At 44.0% G+C, this 13,999-nt stretch carries 14 protein-coding genes; 8 read left to right on the top strand and 6 right to left on the bottom strand.

Annotation, left to right across the window (positions count from 1 at the left end):
* Window positions 1–61 precede the first annotated feature (61 nt).
* Window positions 62–208, top strand: a complete 147-nt coding sequence (locus MKY62_RS15520) for a hypothetical protein (RefSeq protein WP_003184427.1) — start codon at window positions 62–64, stop codon at window positions 206–208.
* Window positions 209–258: 50 nt separating this feature from the next.
* Here the strand turns inward: MKY62_RS15520 and MKY62_RS15515 are convergent, their stop codons facing one another.
* Complete coding sequence (locus tag MKY62_RS15515; protein ID WP_009329380.1) at window positions 259–678, bottom strand: Lrp/AsnC family transcriptional regulator; 420 nt, start codon at window positions 676–678, stop codon at window positions 259–261.
* Between the two features lie 132 nt (window positions 679–810).
* On the opposite strand from MKY62_RS15515, the gene MKY62_RS15510 reads away from it, so the two are divergent.
* Window positions 811–1,572, top strand: coding sequence for an MBL fold metallo-hydrolase (locus MKY62_RS15510; protein WP_026080842.1), 762 nt, complete (start codon window positions 811–813; stop codon window positions 1,570–1,572).
* Window positions 1,573–2,067: 495 nt separating this feature from the next.
* Complete coding sequence (locus MKY62_RS15505; protein WP_003184421.1) at window positions 2,068–2,505, top strand: DUF805 domain-containing protein; 438 nt, start codon at window positions 2,068–2,070, stop codon at window positions 2,503–2,505.
* A 289-nt stretch (window positions 2,506–2,794) separates the two neighbouring features.
* On the opposite strand, the gene MKY62_RS15500 is transcribed toward MKY62_RS15505, so the two are convergent.
* Window positions 2,795–3,025: a hypothetical protein gene (locus tag MKY62_RS15500; RefSeq protein WP_003184419.1), complete on the bottom strand. Its 231-nt coding sequence runs from the start codon at window positions 3,023–3,025 to the stop codon at window positions 2,795–2,797.
* Between the two features lie 300 nt (window positions 3,026–3,325).
* The gene (gene rpsD, locus MKY62_RS15495) at window positions 3,326–3,928 is read right to left on the bottom strand and encodes a 30S ribosomal protein S4 (RefSeq protein WP_003184416.1); all 603 of its coding nucleotides are present in this window, start codon (window positions 3,926–3,928) and stop codon (window positions 3,326–3,328) included.
* A 329-nt stretch (window positions 3,929–4,257) separates the two neighbouring features.
* Here rpsD and MKY62_RS15490 point away from each other — a divergent pair, with 329 nt between their 5' ends.
* The gene (locus MKY62_RS15490) at window positions 4,258–5,958 is read left to right on the top strand and encodes a GGDEF domain-containing protein (RefSeq protein WP_003184414.1); all 1,701 of its coding nucleotides are present in this window, start codon (window positions 4,258–4,260) and stop codon (window positions 5,956–5,958) included.
* 13 nt (window positions 5,959–5,971) lie between these two features.
* Here the strand turns inward: MKY62_RS15490 and MKY62_RS15485 are convergent, their stop codons facing one another.
* Window positions 5,972–6,466, bottom strand: coding sequence for a GAF domain-containing protein (locus MKY62_RS15485; protein ID WP_003184413.1), 495 nt, complete (start codon window positions 6,464–6,466; stop codon window positions 5,972–5,974).
* Window positions 6,467–6,594: 128 nt separating this feature from the next.
* On the opposite strand from MKY62_RS15485, the gene refZ reads away from it, so the two are divergent.
* Window positions 6,595–7,233, top strand: a complete 639-nt coding sequence (gene refZ, locus MKY62_RS15480) for a forespore capture DNA-binding protein RefZ (protein WP_003184411.1) — start codon at window positions 6,595–6,597, stop codon at window positions 7,231–7,233.
* Here refZ and hisJ read toward each other — a convergent pair.
* The gene (hisJ, locus tag MKY62_RS15475; RefSeq protein ID WP_003184409.1) at window positions 7,226–8,038 is read right to left on the bottom strand and encodes a histidinol-phosphatase HisJ; all 813 of its coding nucleotides are present in this window, start codon (window positions 8,036–8,038) and stop codon (window positions 7,226–7,228) included. The genes refZ and hisJ overlap by 8 nt on opposite strands.
* A gap of 188 nt (window positions 8,039–8,226) precedes the next feature.
* Between hisJ and ezrA the strand changes: the two genes are divergently transcribed.
* The gene (gene ezrA / locus MKY62_RS15470) at window positions 8,227–9,921 is read left to right on the top strand and encodes a septation ring formation regulator EzrA (RefSeq protein WP_003184408.1); all 1,695 of its coding nucleotides are present in this window, start codon (window positions 8,227–8,229) and stop codon (window positions 9,919–9,921) included.
* Between the two features lie 102 nt (window positions 9,922–10,023).
* On the opposite strand, the gene brnQ is transcribed toward ezrA, so the two are convergent.
* Window positions 10,024–11,361: a branched-chain amino acid transport system II carrier protein gene (brnQ, locus tag MKY62_RS15465; protein ID WP_003184402.1), complete on the bottom strand. Its 1,338-nt coding sequence runs from the start codon at window positions 11,359–11,361 to the stop codon at window positions 10,024–10,026.
* Window positions 11,362–11,554: 193 nt separating this feature from the next.
* Between brnQ and MKY62_RS15460 the strand changes: the two genes are divergently transcribed.
* Together MKY62_RS15460 and thiI are read left to right on the top strand one after the other, a co-directional pair.
* Entirely contained in the window at window positions 11,555–12,700 is a 1,146-nt protein-coding gene (locus MKY62_RS15460) for a cysteine desulfurase family protein (protein WP_003184401.1), read from the top strand.
* 7 nt (window positions 12,701–12,707) lie between these two features.
* Window positions 12,708–13,913: a tRNA uracil 4-sulfurtransferase ThiI gene (gene thiI / locus MKY62_RS15455; RefSeq protein WP_003184398.1), complete on the top strand. Its 1,206-nt coding sequence runs from the start codon at window positions 12,708–12,710 to the stop codon at window positions 13,911–13,913.
* Window positions 13,914–13,999: the final 86 nt, after the last annotated feature.

Raw genomic sequence — 13,999 nt, 5'->3', positions numbered from 1 at the left:
TGTCAAAAATATAGATGTAATAGGTAAAGCGTTTCCATCGTTGAAGAGGGAGGAATGTAGCATGAACCTGTTCATTGCAGCCAAAGAAAAATTTATGGAAGATTACCACAAGCAGCTGGAAACGGAACGAAAACAAGAGGTGCAGCAGTCGGCTGACGGATACAATCAATTGAATCAGACGGAAAATGCAGCAAAGCGGCTGAAGTAGAGGGTCTTTAGAGGCCCTCTTTTTTATCAATAAAACGGCCGGCAGTCTCTTTACCCACCCGTTTTATTGATAACGATCGACAGTTTATAATTTGCATGATGGTTTAAGTCTATTAAAAATTGGTCCAACTGTTGATTTGACGGAAACTTGCATTCAAGAAGATAACAGCCGTCTCCGCTGATTTTATAGTTATGAATGATGTATTTCTGCTGTGCTTTAATAAATGAAAGATAAGGCTTATGATAAGTGCTTTTTGTATAGATATTGATAAAAGCGTGAATAAAACACCCGAGTTTCACTTGATTCACTTGTATGGTATAACCTTCAATCACTCCTTGATCCTCTAATTTAGCAACCCTTGCTGAAGCCGCCTGACCTGTCAAATGAACTTTCTCTCCTAATTCCTTCATGGTCATCCGGCTGTTTTTTGATAATTCCTCTATGATTTGCTTGTCTGTATGATCCAGCATTTCATCAAATCCTCTCAAATGAACGTTTTTCAAAAATCAAGTCAAACGCTGTAAAGACTTGATTTTATCTATTTAAATGTTGATCGGTCATAGTATAAACTAATCGTAAATGAAAGGAAAGGCATGATAACTATGAATATTCAACAAATTCGAAATGCAACATTGGCCGTCAAATATGCGGGCAAAACATTTTTAATAGATCCGATGCTGGCTGAAAAAGGCGCTTACCCTCCTTTCCCGAACTCAGCAAGACAAGAGCAAAACAACCCTTTGGTCAGCCTGCCTGTGCCAACCGACGAGCTCGTCAAGAATACAGACGCAGTCATCGTCACTCATCTGCATTTAGATCATTTTGACGATGCTGCCAAAGATCTGCTTCCGAAAGAAATCAAACTGTTTGTCCAAAATGAAGCAGATGCTGAGGAAGTGAGAAAAGCCGGTTTTCATAATATAGAGGTCTTAACAAAAGATACGGTGTTTGAGGGGATTCAATTAATCAAAACAAAAGGCGAGCATGGGAGGGGAGAGATATTAAAGCTTGCCGGAGAAGTGTGCGGCGTTGTCTTCAAACACTCAAAGGAGAAAACGCTGTATGTGGCAGGGGATACAGTTTGGTATGAAGGTGTCCGGGAAGAAATCGCTGCGCATCAGCCGGACGTCATAGTCGTTAACGGAGGAGACAATCAGTTCTTTGAAGGAGGGTCTCTTGTGATGGGAAAAGAGGATATTGCTGAAGTCTATCAAGCTGCACCTAAGGCCACAATCATTTCCAGTCATATGGAGGCTGTCAACCATTGGACTTTATCACGAAAAGAATTGAAGAGCTTCATTCAGGAAAAAGGAATGTCCTCGCGCGTACTTGTGCCGGATGACGGCGAATCTTACACATTTTAATATATGACAGGTCAAAGCCGTAAAAAACAGACAGTGAACTTCTGTCTGTTTTTTAATTCTTCTTCGAGACCAGAGATGTAATCAATGCCTCCGGCGGGATTCGAACCCGCACTCCTTCCGTAAGCATAGGCTAGGGGAGAACACGCTTCCCTACGGACTTTCACCGACAGGAATTCCACCTGTCTCAGCTATTTGCTTTTCGGTGCTTCTGAAACCCTTGCCTTGCGACCCGTTCCTACAATGTTTAACGGCGCTCTTCCCTTCTAGAGCTACGGAGGCGAAATGAATGATTCATATTATACAGAAGCAATGGTTAAATGGAAACTGTATATTGTTTTTCCTATGATATGAATGTAAGCTCAAAGCCCATAGAAAAAATGTTCTTTCCGAACAGGCATCAAAACATCCCTTCAAGTAAATGGTCGAAAATGATATTTTATGGTATAATTCATATGTTTTTCGCAAATTTATAGATTTGGCAGTGGAGGAAATTGTATGAAGTGGTATTGGAGAGGCTTGAAGAATTATGCGAATTTTGAAGGGAGAGCAAGACGAAAGGAATACTGGTTGTTTCATGTATTTAACGGCATCATATGCTTTATATTATTTATCTTATCATTAATGGTAGTAAGTTTATTTATTTCAGGAATCATGACAGCAGAAGGATATGACAGATATCAAGTAGGATATATCATTGGGTATGGCGGGGGGTTCCTCGGATACATTCTCATCTTTATTTATCAGTTGGCTGTTTTGGTGCCTTCTTTGGCTGTCAATGTCCGCAGGCTGCATGATACCGGGAGAAGCGGCTGGTGGATTTTAATTGGCTTTTTGCCGATTATCGGTGCTGTCATTCTGCTTATTTTTTACTGTCAGGCTGGCGAAGCAAAAGAAAATCAATATGGACCAAATCCAAAAGTAAATGTATCGTAAATTGGCCCCCAATTGTTAGAAAATCATCTGGCGATTGGGGTTTTTTTATATACTGAAGCAGACCTGAATTTTTAATTTTATTGAGCAACCCTTCAATAATATCATCGGAGCTTTGTTCAATGTGCCAGCAATACCGAAGAGTGTTTGGCGGTATCACTCTCAGCAGCGATTGAGGATCGTATGGTGATACCGGAGAACAGTCAAATCGGCGAGACTAAATAAAAGCAGTCGCTGAAGTTCAGTTGTGGCTGCATCGCGACACGGATCTCGGTCCTTTTTCGGAAGCTTTTTATAAATAAATCGCACACCATCCCGCTAAAACCCCCATAACAAAGCAGTCGTTGCTGTCCATTTTTTTGCCGTGTTTAAGAAAGACATTCAAAGCCCAATTCAGTTTAGTGCCCTCCGCCGTCTTTGTAACCCATTTTTTGCTGATATTGTAGTACATGACTTTGAAAAGGGCGAATGCAACTGAACAGAATACGTAGAACAAGACAAACTTAGCAAAAAACAAAAGCATTTGTCGGCCACTCCTCCGCTTTCATTGTCTAACCAACGATTTAATTTTACCGAAGATGTTTAAAGGAGAAAAGGAGATGTTTGCTTGTGAGAAGGTACCTTACTCTTATGAGGCGGGTCTGTTTTATTTCGGCGGGCGAATTTCGAACCAGGATGAATGTGATCACAGATATCATTTGAAAGTGAATCATCAGATCTATCAGCAGCCAGAATCAACGGGGAGTAAACAAAAAACCCTAGAATCGTTGGGATGTCAACAATTCTAGGGTTTTTGCCCATGCTCTTTAAAGAGCATTTTCTATTAACGAGAGTAGAACTCAACGATCAGCGCTTCGTTAATCTCAGCAGGAAGCTCAGAACGCTCTGGAAGGCGAGTTAGTGAACCTTCAAGCTTTTCAGCGTCAAAAGTCAGGTATTCAGGAACAAAGTTGTTCACTTCAACCGCTTCTTTAACGACAGAAAGGTTTTGAGATTTTTCACGAAGTGAAATCGTTTGGCCAGGTTTAACTTGGTAAGACGGAATGTCAACGCGGCTTCCGTCAACAAGAACGTGACCGTGGTTTACCAATTGGCGTGCTTGGCGGCGAGTGCGCGCCAGGCCAAGACGGTAAACGATGTTGTCAAGACGTGACTCAAGAAGAATCATGAAGTTTTCACCGTGTTTACCGGCCATTTTCGCAGCTTTGTCAAAAAGGTTGCGGAATTGGCGTTCGTTCACACCGTACATATGGCGAAGCTTTTGCTTTTCTTGCAATTGCAAACCATATTCTGATAGTTTTTTACGCTGTCCCGGACCGTGAGGACCTGGTGCGTAAGGACGTTTTTCTAATTCTTTACCCGTACCGCTTAAAGAGATGCCTAAACGGCGGGATAATTTCCAGCTTGGACCTGTATAGCGAGCCATAATGTGACTCCTCCTTTGGTTTTATTTTTGTGAAAATAAAACCCATCTGTTCAATTCAGCCATGTCCATTTTGTTTTCATGTATCCTCGCTCCAGCAGCAAAGAGTTACACGATACACCTTAATAAATAAGGAACAAAATGAAACATAGAAGCAGAACAAAAAGGCTGCATTATTTCACACAAAGAAGATTATATAATGTCCGCCGGGCAAAGTCAACCATTCATGGATCGTCCCGAAAGGAACGGACTGTTTATAAGTATATAGTCCTGTTTTTGTGATATAGTCAGGAAAATAAAATACAAAAAACGGATTTTTTAAGGTGATGACCATGAATAAACAAACTGAAGACCTATATCTGTCTTTTCATCAAAAGCTGTTTCAATTTTTTTTAAAAAAGCCGGCCGTCTCGTACGACGACTCTGTTGCCTGGCTAAAAGCGGCAGCAGAGTCATTTTTTTCGTTTATATCTCTAACAGTGCAGCCTTCTTCAAGACTGCAGGGATCGAGAGGCGACGGTGATCCGATCAGCCGAGTGAGCGATTATCATACCATTATAACAATAGAAGAAAACAGCAAATATATAGAACTTTCATGTCAAAAGAAACATAAATTACCAGAACGTCTCGCGGAATCCATTCATCTGTTTTTGGTGCATTGTCTGGAGCTTGACGCATTATTTCGTGATGAGCTTAAGAAAACAAAGATTTATGAAAAGACGGAGCTGCTGCATGAGCTGATGGATCAGGAGCAGGTGCTGAAGACAATGCTCGAAAGCTTAAGGAGTGTGTTTCCTTTTTTAACGTATTGTCTTTTCTTGTCATACGATGAGGATCAATACATCAACCTCCCTGCGATAGAGTTGGATGTGCAAAGCGAATCGACCGATTCTTTTGCCTTGGAGGCATACTTATCAGGACAGGAGAAGAGCAAAAATGAAGCGGAAGTATACATTCCGATTAAAGGCCGGCAGGGAACGTACGGCGTTTTGAAAGCCTTTGGACCAGGCGCTGCCGATACGGCAGCGGATATATGCATTATTTCGAATGCGGCAGGGAAAGCATTTGAAAATTCACGGCTTTACGAACAGTCGCAGAATATGATTTCAAATTTGGAGCTGATTAATGAAACATCGCATCAGCTGAACCGGACGAAACGCCTTCCGGATATGATGAAGAGCTTGTCCGAAAGGCTGATCAGTTCATTCGGCGCCGAAGAGGTGGGCTTTTTTTATAAAAATCACTTAGGCAAGGAAACCCTGCTGCCGGAAAGCACTAGTTTTTTTCAGACGGATGAGGCCCTTCCATACATCCGCTATGTCAAAGAGAAGATATCAGAGGAAAACGGGGTGTTTGTCGGAAACGGTTCTTCGCTTTTTGGGAATGAAGGATATGCTTCATTAATGGGCGTTCCGATGCTGGAAAATAATGAAAACAAAGGATTTGTCATCGTGTTGAAAAAAAATGTCTGCTCCTTTTCGTTTGAGATGTTTAAGCTGTTTCAGACGCTGATCAGGCATTCCACGCTCGCCGTATCGAATTTGATGCTGCGCGACCGGCTGAAGTATCTTGTTCAGACAGACCGTTTGACAGAGCTCTACTCGAGAAGCCATCTCGATGAGAAAATCGGGTACAGTATGAAATTGGACGAGAGCGGCGTCCTTGTATTGATCGATATTGATGATTTTAAACAGATTAACGATACGTACGGCCATCAGAAAGGCGATGATATTCTTATACAAGTCGCCCGGGTGATCCAGCGAAACATCCGCGATCAGGATGTCGCAGCAAGGTGGGGAGGAGAAGAGCTTGCGGTATACTTGCCGAAAGCAAGGCTGAACGCCGGTGAAATGCTTGCCGAAAGGCTCATAATGCTTGTCAGGGAATGTACGGATCCGACGGTGACGATTTCGTGCGGGGTATCCCATTGGTCTCAGGATCGTCCGAAATCTTTATCCGACCTTTTTAAAGAAGCGGATGTCGCGCTGTACAATGCAAAGCGGAACGGGAAAAACAAGTTTATGACACATTAAAAAAGAGCCGGAATTACCGGCTCTTTTCGCTTAAACGCTCTCCAAGCTTCTCCGTGAACTTTTTCAAATAATACTCATCAGTTTCATCGAAGCGGTTTTTAATCGGGCTGTCGATATCGAGCACTCCGATGATGCTCCCGTCAACTTCAAGCGGAACTACGATTTCGGATTGGGACGCTGCATCACACGCAATGTGTCCGGGGAATGCGTTCACATCTTCAACGCGCTCGACCCGGCCGTTTGTATAAGCGGTGCCGCAGACGCCTTTCCCGAACGGGATTCTTACGCATGCAGGAAGTCCCTGGAACGGCCCGAGCACAAGCTCACCGTCTTTGGCAAAATAAAAGCCCGCCCAGTTGACGTCTTCCAATGATTGATACAAAAGAGCGGAAGCGTTTGCTGTATTGGCGATCATATCAGGTTCGCCTTCTGTCAGCGCATCGATCTGTTTGAGGAGAAGCTCGTATTTTTTTTCTTTACTGCCTTCTGTTTTTTCGACATGAAACATTATATTTCCCTCGCTTTTTCTTTGAAATGGCAAAAACGCGCTTGCCGTGATGCTATTTGTCGAGCGCTTTTTACAGGAACAACTCCGCTTGAAGTGGAATTGTTTTAAGTAAGAAGGGGTGAAACAAGATGGGATCAAACGCTACTCCAACCACGAAGGACAGGATCATCGAATCTGCCGTGGAACTGTTCAACCAAAAAGGTTTTTCAGGAACATCAGTCCGCGAAATTGCCCGAGCAGCCAATGTCAATGTCGCCCACATCTCCTATTATTTTAATGGAAAAGGCGGGTTAATGGAGCATTTAGTATCCCGTTTTTATGAAGGATATTTAAGAATCCTTGAAAAGGGCCATGAACGCCTTCAGGATGCAGGTGCAACGGATTGCCTTCTTCAATTGGTTTTTGATATTCTATCGTATCAGCATGAACATCGTCAATTAACTCGGTTTGTCTATCGCGAAGTCACGATTGATTCCACACTGAATCGTGAAGTGATGTCGACATATTTAACGAAAGAAAAGTACATTCTCCATCTGATCATTGAAAAGGGAAATGAGGACAACGAATTTTCCCGTTTTCCCCTTTCCCATTTTATGATTCAGCTGAAGTCGCTTTTAATGATGCCTTATCTGCAGCCTCAATATATTTCAGAAGTGCTTTATGTACAGCCGCACGAGCCGTACTTTTATCAGGCGTATTACAAGGAAGTCAAAACATGGCTTCTCAGTCTGTTGTACAGAGAGCGTCGGCAAGCCGCCGTTATTTAACAAAGCGGCTCTCAAAATGTTCGTAACCAAATCCGGCATCCTCTGCTTGGTGGGCGTCAGACCCAAAGACAAGCGGGATGTTTTTTTGTTCCGCTTCTTTTATCATCCATTCTTCCATATAGACGTTGCCTGCATAAGGCTTGCGGAGGCCGGCCGTATTAAAGTCAAGTTCAAGTCCGCGTTTTGCGGCTTCATCCAGACAGGAGGAGACCGATTTTCTAACGCTTTCCGACATCGTATACGGAAACAGCTTCACAAATTTTTTCGCAAGCGTGATGTGGCCGATTCGTTTTGGCTTAAATGCTCCCAACGGTGATACAATGGAAGAATAGATTTCGTCATAATAGGCGAGATAAACCTGCTCTGTGCTGCCGTAGCAGTCGATCAGCTGCTGAAACGCTTTTTCATCGTAGTCAAGACAGATGTATGAAGATCCAGCCGGCAAAAAATGAACGGACAGGATGCTGTCGTCAAGATGTGTGCCGTACTGATCGAGAAAAGCTTTCGTTTCATGTTCAAAGGCGCGGATATAATCGACTTCAAGACCGATCAAAATGTCAAGCTGTCCTCTGTATTCTTCCTTCAGTTCGGTCAGCCGTTCAATATAGCGGCCCAGCTGGGAGATCGGCATGGCGCTGTCTTTCTCCGGAGTCGGATCAATAAATGAAGGCGGAAGCGGCGCGTGCTCAGTAAAGGATACGGATTGGAAGCCTTTTTTGCACAATTCTTCTATATAATATCTGAATTCGTCTTTTGATCCGTGCGGACAAAAGGGAGAATGAACATGACCGTCTCGTTTCAGCATGATGTCACCCCGTAAAAAAATAGTCAGATGTTGTCACTTTGATGTAAAAAAATTAAAAATTCTGCTCAAAAAATGTTGGTTACATGGTATCATAAGAACAATGAAAACGATAGTTTAACTTCATTTTTACATAACAATTTCAAATATCATACCCTGACAGAACAAGATAAACAGCAAGGGGGCTCATTATGGAGTTTGTCATTGGCTTACTGGCGTTATTTTTAATCTTATTCGCTACGGGCTACTTATTCAGAAAAAATATATATAAAGAGATCGACCGTTTAGAAGCTTGGAAAATCGAAATCATGAACCGTTCGATTGTGGAAGAGATGTCAAAAATCAAGCATCTGAAAATGACGGGGCAGACTGAGGAATTCTTTGAAAGATGGCGCCGGGAATGGGATGAAATCGTCACCTCGCATATGCCCAAAGTCGAAGAGCTTCTGTTTGAAGCCGAGGATTGCGCCGACAAATACCGTTTTCAAAAATCGAAACAGGTGCTCGCGCATATTGAGAATCTTTTATCAGCGGCTGAGTCCAACATTGAAGACATCTTAAAGGAAATCGCCGATCTTGTCTCAAGCGAAGAGCAGAACCGCAAAGAAATCGAAGAGGTAAAAGAACGTTATACAAAAGTGCGGAAAAACCTTTTGGCATACAGCCACCTGTACGGAGACCTCTATGCGAAAATTGAAGCCGACCTCGATACCGTGTGGGAAGGCATTAAACAGTTTGAAGAGGAAACAGAAGGCGGAAATTACATAGAAGCCAGAAAGGTGCTGCTTGCCCAAGACCGTTTGCTTGAAGAGCTTCAATCATACATAGACGATGTGCCGAAACTGCTTGCCAGCTGCAAGCAGACAGTTCCGCAGGAAATCGCAAAATTGAAAGCCGGCTATCAGGAAATGATCGATAAAGGGTATAAGCTCGATCATATTCAAGTGGAGAAGGAGCTCGAAAACCTTTTGAAAGAATTGAAGCGCGCTGAAGATGCGCTTTTGGACGAGCTTGATTTAGAGGAAGCCGCCGCAATCGTGCAGATCATTGATGAAACGATCCAGACGCTGTATAACCAGCTCGAGCATGAAGTCGAAGCAGGGCAGGAAATTTTGGGCAAAGTGCCTGAGCTTGCCGCTGCATTGGAAAAGCTTGAAGCCTCCAAAAAGGATACCGAAGCTGAAACCGAGCTCGTCAAGAAAGGCTACAGACTGACTACCGGCGAACTGGAGAAGCAGCAGTCATATGAAAAGCGCCTTGAAATGATCGAAAAGCAGTTCGAACAAGTGAGAGAAAGGCTTGATCAGAAACATGTCGCCTACTCGCTGTTAAAAGAAGAGCTTGCCGATATCGAAAAGCAGATGGAAGCCGCGCAACGGGAGCATGACGAATACAGGGACATGCTGCAAATGCTGAGAAAAGAAGAGCTTCAGGCAAGAGAGCTTCTCAAGCAATTGAAGCAGACAATCAAGGATACGGCGCGCAGCCTGGAGAAAAGCAATGTTCCAGGCATCCCGGAGGCCATAACCGAAAAGATCCGACAGTCGCAGACGACTGTGCAGAAAGTGACAGAACAGTTGAATGAGCTGCCGCTGAACATGGATGCGGTGAACGAACGTCTTCAAGAGGCGGAACAGCTTGTCACGGAAGTGAAAACAAAGACGGACGAACTGGTTGAACTGGTTTTGCTGATCGAACGCATCATTCAATATGGCAACCGCTTCAGAAGCCAGGACCGTATCCTTTCCGAACAGCTGAAAGAAGCAGAAAACTGTTTTTACGCATATCAGTATGAAGAGGCTTACGACATAGCCGCCAGAGCGGTGGAAAAAGCGTCGCCTGGAGCAGTGGCCCGGCTTGAAGCGGACGCGAAGCAGCCTGAATAAAGCAAAAACCCGGCATGTAAAGATGTGTGCCGGGTTTTTTGTCTAAAGAAATGAAAGATAAAAAAACAGCCCTGTTTTAAACAGAGCTGTTTTTTGCAAAGGTCAGCTGACGTTCTTTAATTTGTCCTCCGGCAAAGCGATAAAAAATGTCACAATGTAACCGATCACTGCGCCGATAACAGCCGGAACGACCCAGCCGACACCCATGCTGAACAGCGGGATGTTCGCTTTTAAGATATCGTTAACCGGCCCCAGCGGGATTTTCGCCGCGTTTAATCCGTCGATGATGCTCAGAATTCCTGTCGGGATAAGGGCGCCGATATAGACCTCGCGCCGTTCATTAAACAGCTTATCAATGAATGAGAGCAAAACGACGACGATCGCAAGCGGATAAATCGCAGACAGAATCGGTACTGAAAACGAGATGATTTCTGTCAGTCCGAAATTGGCAATCACAAGGCTGAAAAGCGTCACAATGATGACAACTGCTTTGTAAGAGAGCTTCGGAATCAGATTTGAAAAATACTCTCCGCAAGAAGAAACAAGTCCTACGCTTGTCGTCAGGCAGGCGAACAAGATCGCGATGCCGAGCACGGCATTTCCAAGCGAGCCGAACAAATATGCGGAAGCTTTGGACAATATTTCGCCGCCGTTGTCGAGCGAACCGACGGTTTCAACGCTTGTCGCCCCTAAATAAGCGAGTGAAACGTAAACGAGTCCGAGACCGACTGCAGCGACTATCCCCGCTTTGATGCATGAAGCGGCGATTGACTTTGGATTTGTGACTCCGCGGTCTTTAATTGCCGTAATGACGACAATTCCAAAAACAATTGAAGCGATCGCATCCATCGTTTTATACCCTTCTAAAAATCCGACAAACAGCGGTGCGGATTGGTAAGCCTCTGTCACAGACCCGATGCTGCCCATCGGGGTGATAAACGCTTTGATGACTAAGATTGCGATTACAGTCAATAATATCGGTGTTAAAATTTTACCGATGCGGTCAACAAGCTTGCTTGGGTTTAACGCCAAGAAATAAGTGATCCCGAAAAAGATCAGGGTAAAGATGAACAGATAAAGACTTGACGAATGTTTTCCTAAAAACGGCTCAACCGCTATGACGTATGAAACGTTTCCCGTCCTCGGAATGGCAAATAAAGGTCCGATCGTTAAATAAATGCTGACGATTAATATCGTGCCGAAGACCGGGTGGGCTTTGTCAGCTAGGCCTTTTGCACTCCCTTTTAAAGCAACCGCGATGACGCCGAGCAGAGGAAGACCAACGCCCGTCAGCAAGAATCCGATGATAGCCGGCCAAATATTCTCTCCGGCAGCTTGACCAAGCTGGGGAGGAAAAATCATATTTCCCGCTCCGAAAAAGAGGGCGAACAGCATAAGCCCAATCGCCGTCGTTTCCTTAGCGGATAGTGAAGTTTTCATTAAAAAGAACCTCCTGGCATTTTGTTTAAATTTTCTGTCAATTTATTTTCGTGATATAATATGACAAAAGTCCAAAGACTATTATATTTTAAAAATCAGAGAAGTCAAACATTTATTTTTAATTTTCAATTACAAGTTGATATGATAACATATACAGTCATGAAAAAGAACGTTCATTTTAAAGGAGTAGATCATGATTTATCTTGATAATAGTTCAACAACAAAACCATATCCTGAATTATTACAAATTTATGAACAAGTAAATCAGCGCTTCTTCGGCAACCCGTCGTCTCTGCACCGCCACGGCGTTGAAGCGGATCAATTGCTTTCTGAAGCGCGGAAACAGATTAAATCGGCGCTTTCGCTAAAAAATCATGATATCGTGTTTACGTCCGGCGCTTCAGAAGCCAATAACATGGCGCTTAAAGGCATTGCTTTGGCACATGCGCAAAAAGGAAAGCATATCATTGCTTCCTCCATTGAACACCCGTCTGTGACGGAATCCTTGGAGCAGCTGAAGACGGCCTTCGGCTTTGAGGTTACATATCTTCCTGTCGACGGCCATGGCTTTGTTTCTCTTGAAGACTTGAAACAAGCGCTCCGCAAAGACACGATTCTTGTAAGCATCATGCACGTCAACAATGAAACAGGCGTCATCCAGCCTCTGGAAGAAATCGGGAAAATCGTAAAAGAAAACACAAGGGCATACTTTCACGTTGATCATGTTCAGGGCATCAACAAGGTTCCGCTGGACATCTCCGGGGCAGCCATTGACCTTTGTACAATCTCGGGTCACAAATTTCACGGCTTAAAGGGAACAGGAGCCCTCATTCTAAACGAACGGATCTCGCTTTTTCCTTTGATTTCCGGAGGAGAACAGCAGAACAACAGGCGTGCTGGAACTGAAAATACCGCCGGCGCCGTTACACTTGCAAAAGCGATCAATTTGTCAAAACAGGATTATAACCATTATATAGAAGAAATAAAGGCGGCAAAATCAGCTTTTATCAAGGAGCTAAAAGAGCTGAAAGGTGTTATATTAAATACGCCGGAAGAAAACAGCGCGCCGCATATCATCAATTTTTCCGTTCCGGGATTGAAGGCTGAGGTCCTTTTGCATATGCTAGAGGAGCGGGATATTTTCGTATCGACGACATCAGCATGCTCTTCAAAACAGCATAAGCCGAGCAAGGTGCTTTTAGAAATGGGAAAAGGTGAAGGTGCGGCCTCAAGCAGCATCAGAATCAGCATGACGTACCGGGATAATCATGAGATTGTCGGCCCGTTTATGACGGCCTTAAAAGAAAGTTTACACAAACTAAAAGGAATTATGAGGTAGAGGCACAATGAATGAGGACTACATTTTAATCAGATTTGGCGAAATTTCAACAAAAGGAAAGAATAGAAAGCTTTTTGTCGATCGCCTGAAAAGAAATATCAAAATGGTCTTGCGCGATTTCCGCAACGTCCGTTATGAATCAACACGCGACAGAATGACTCTCGTATTAAACGGAGAAGACGCTGAAGCTGTAATGGCTCGTCTGAAACACGTTTTCGGCATCCAATCGTTCAGTCTTGCCGTGAAGTGCCGGACAGATCTGGAAAGCATTAAAGAGACGGCGCTCGCTTCTGTTCAAGAACAATACAAGCCCGGGGATACCTTTAAAGTATCGACGAAAAGGGCTTATAAGCAGTTTGAATTAAATACAAATGAGATGAATGCCGAGATCGGAGGACACATTTTGCGCAACACCGACGATCTTACCGTTGACGTCCACTCCCCGGACATCCATTTGCGTATCGAAATTCGGGAAGATGCCACGTATTTGACATTCCGGGATGAAAAAGGTGCGGGCGGACTGCCGGTCGGAAGCGGAGGAAAAGCGATGCTTATGATATCCGGCGGAATCGACAGCCCTGTTGCCGGGTTCTATGCCATGAAGCGCGGACTTGAGATCGAAGCCGTTCACTTTTTCAGCCCGCCATATACAAGCGAGCGGGCCAAGCAAAAAGTGATCGATCTTACTAAGCGGCTTACGGCTTTTGGCGGAGACATCAAGCTTCATATCGTTCCGTTTACAAAAACTCAAGAGCTCATTCAAAAGCAGATTCCCGAGAACTATTCCATGACGGCGACCAGAAGGCTGATGCTCCAGATCGCCGACAAACTGCGCGAACGCCATAACGCGCTTGCGATCTTTACAGGGGAAAGCCTCGGCCAGGTGGCAAGCCAGACGCTTGAAAGCATGTATGCCATCAACGCGGTCACGAGCACGCCGGTTTTGCGCCCTTTAATCGGCATGGATAAGACGGAAATCATCGAAAAAGCGAAGGAAATCGATACGTACGATATCAGCATACGTCCGTACGAAGACTGCTGCACGATCTTTACGCCTTCTGCGCCGAAAACGCGTCCGAAAAAAGAGAAAATCGAACACTTTGAAAGCTACACAGATTTCGAACCGCTTATCAACGAAGCTGTGGAAAACACGGAAACGATTGTTTTGAGCAGCAAAGCGGAAACGAAAGATCAATTTGCGGATTTTTTCTAAAGGAATATTCAATCAAACATCTTTGTCTGTTTTTGCATACAATTACCAAACATTCTTTGTATGAAGTCATGTGTTTTTACACAATC

This window comes from Bacillus sp. FSL R7-0646 (assembly GCF_037969865.1).
Classification (GTDB): domain Bacteria; phylum Bacillota; class Bacilli; order Bacillales; family Bacillaceae; genus Bacillus; species Bacillus licheniformis.
This window is presented reverse-complemented; position numbering and strand designations above follow the sequence as displayed.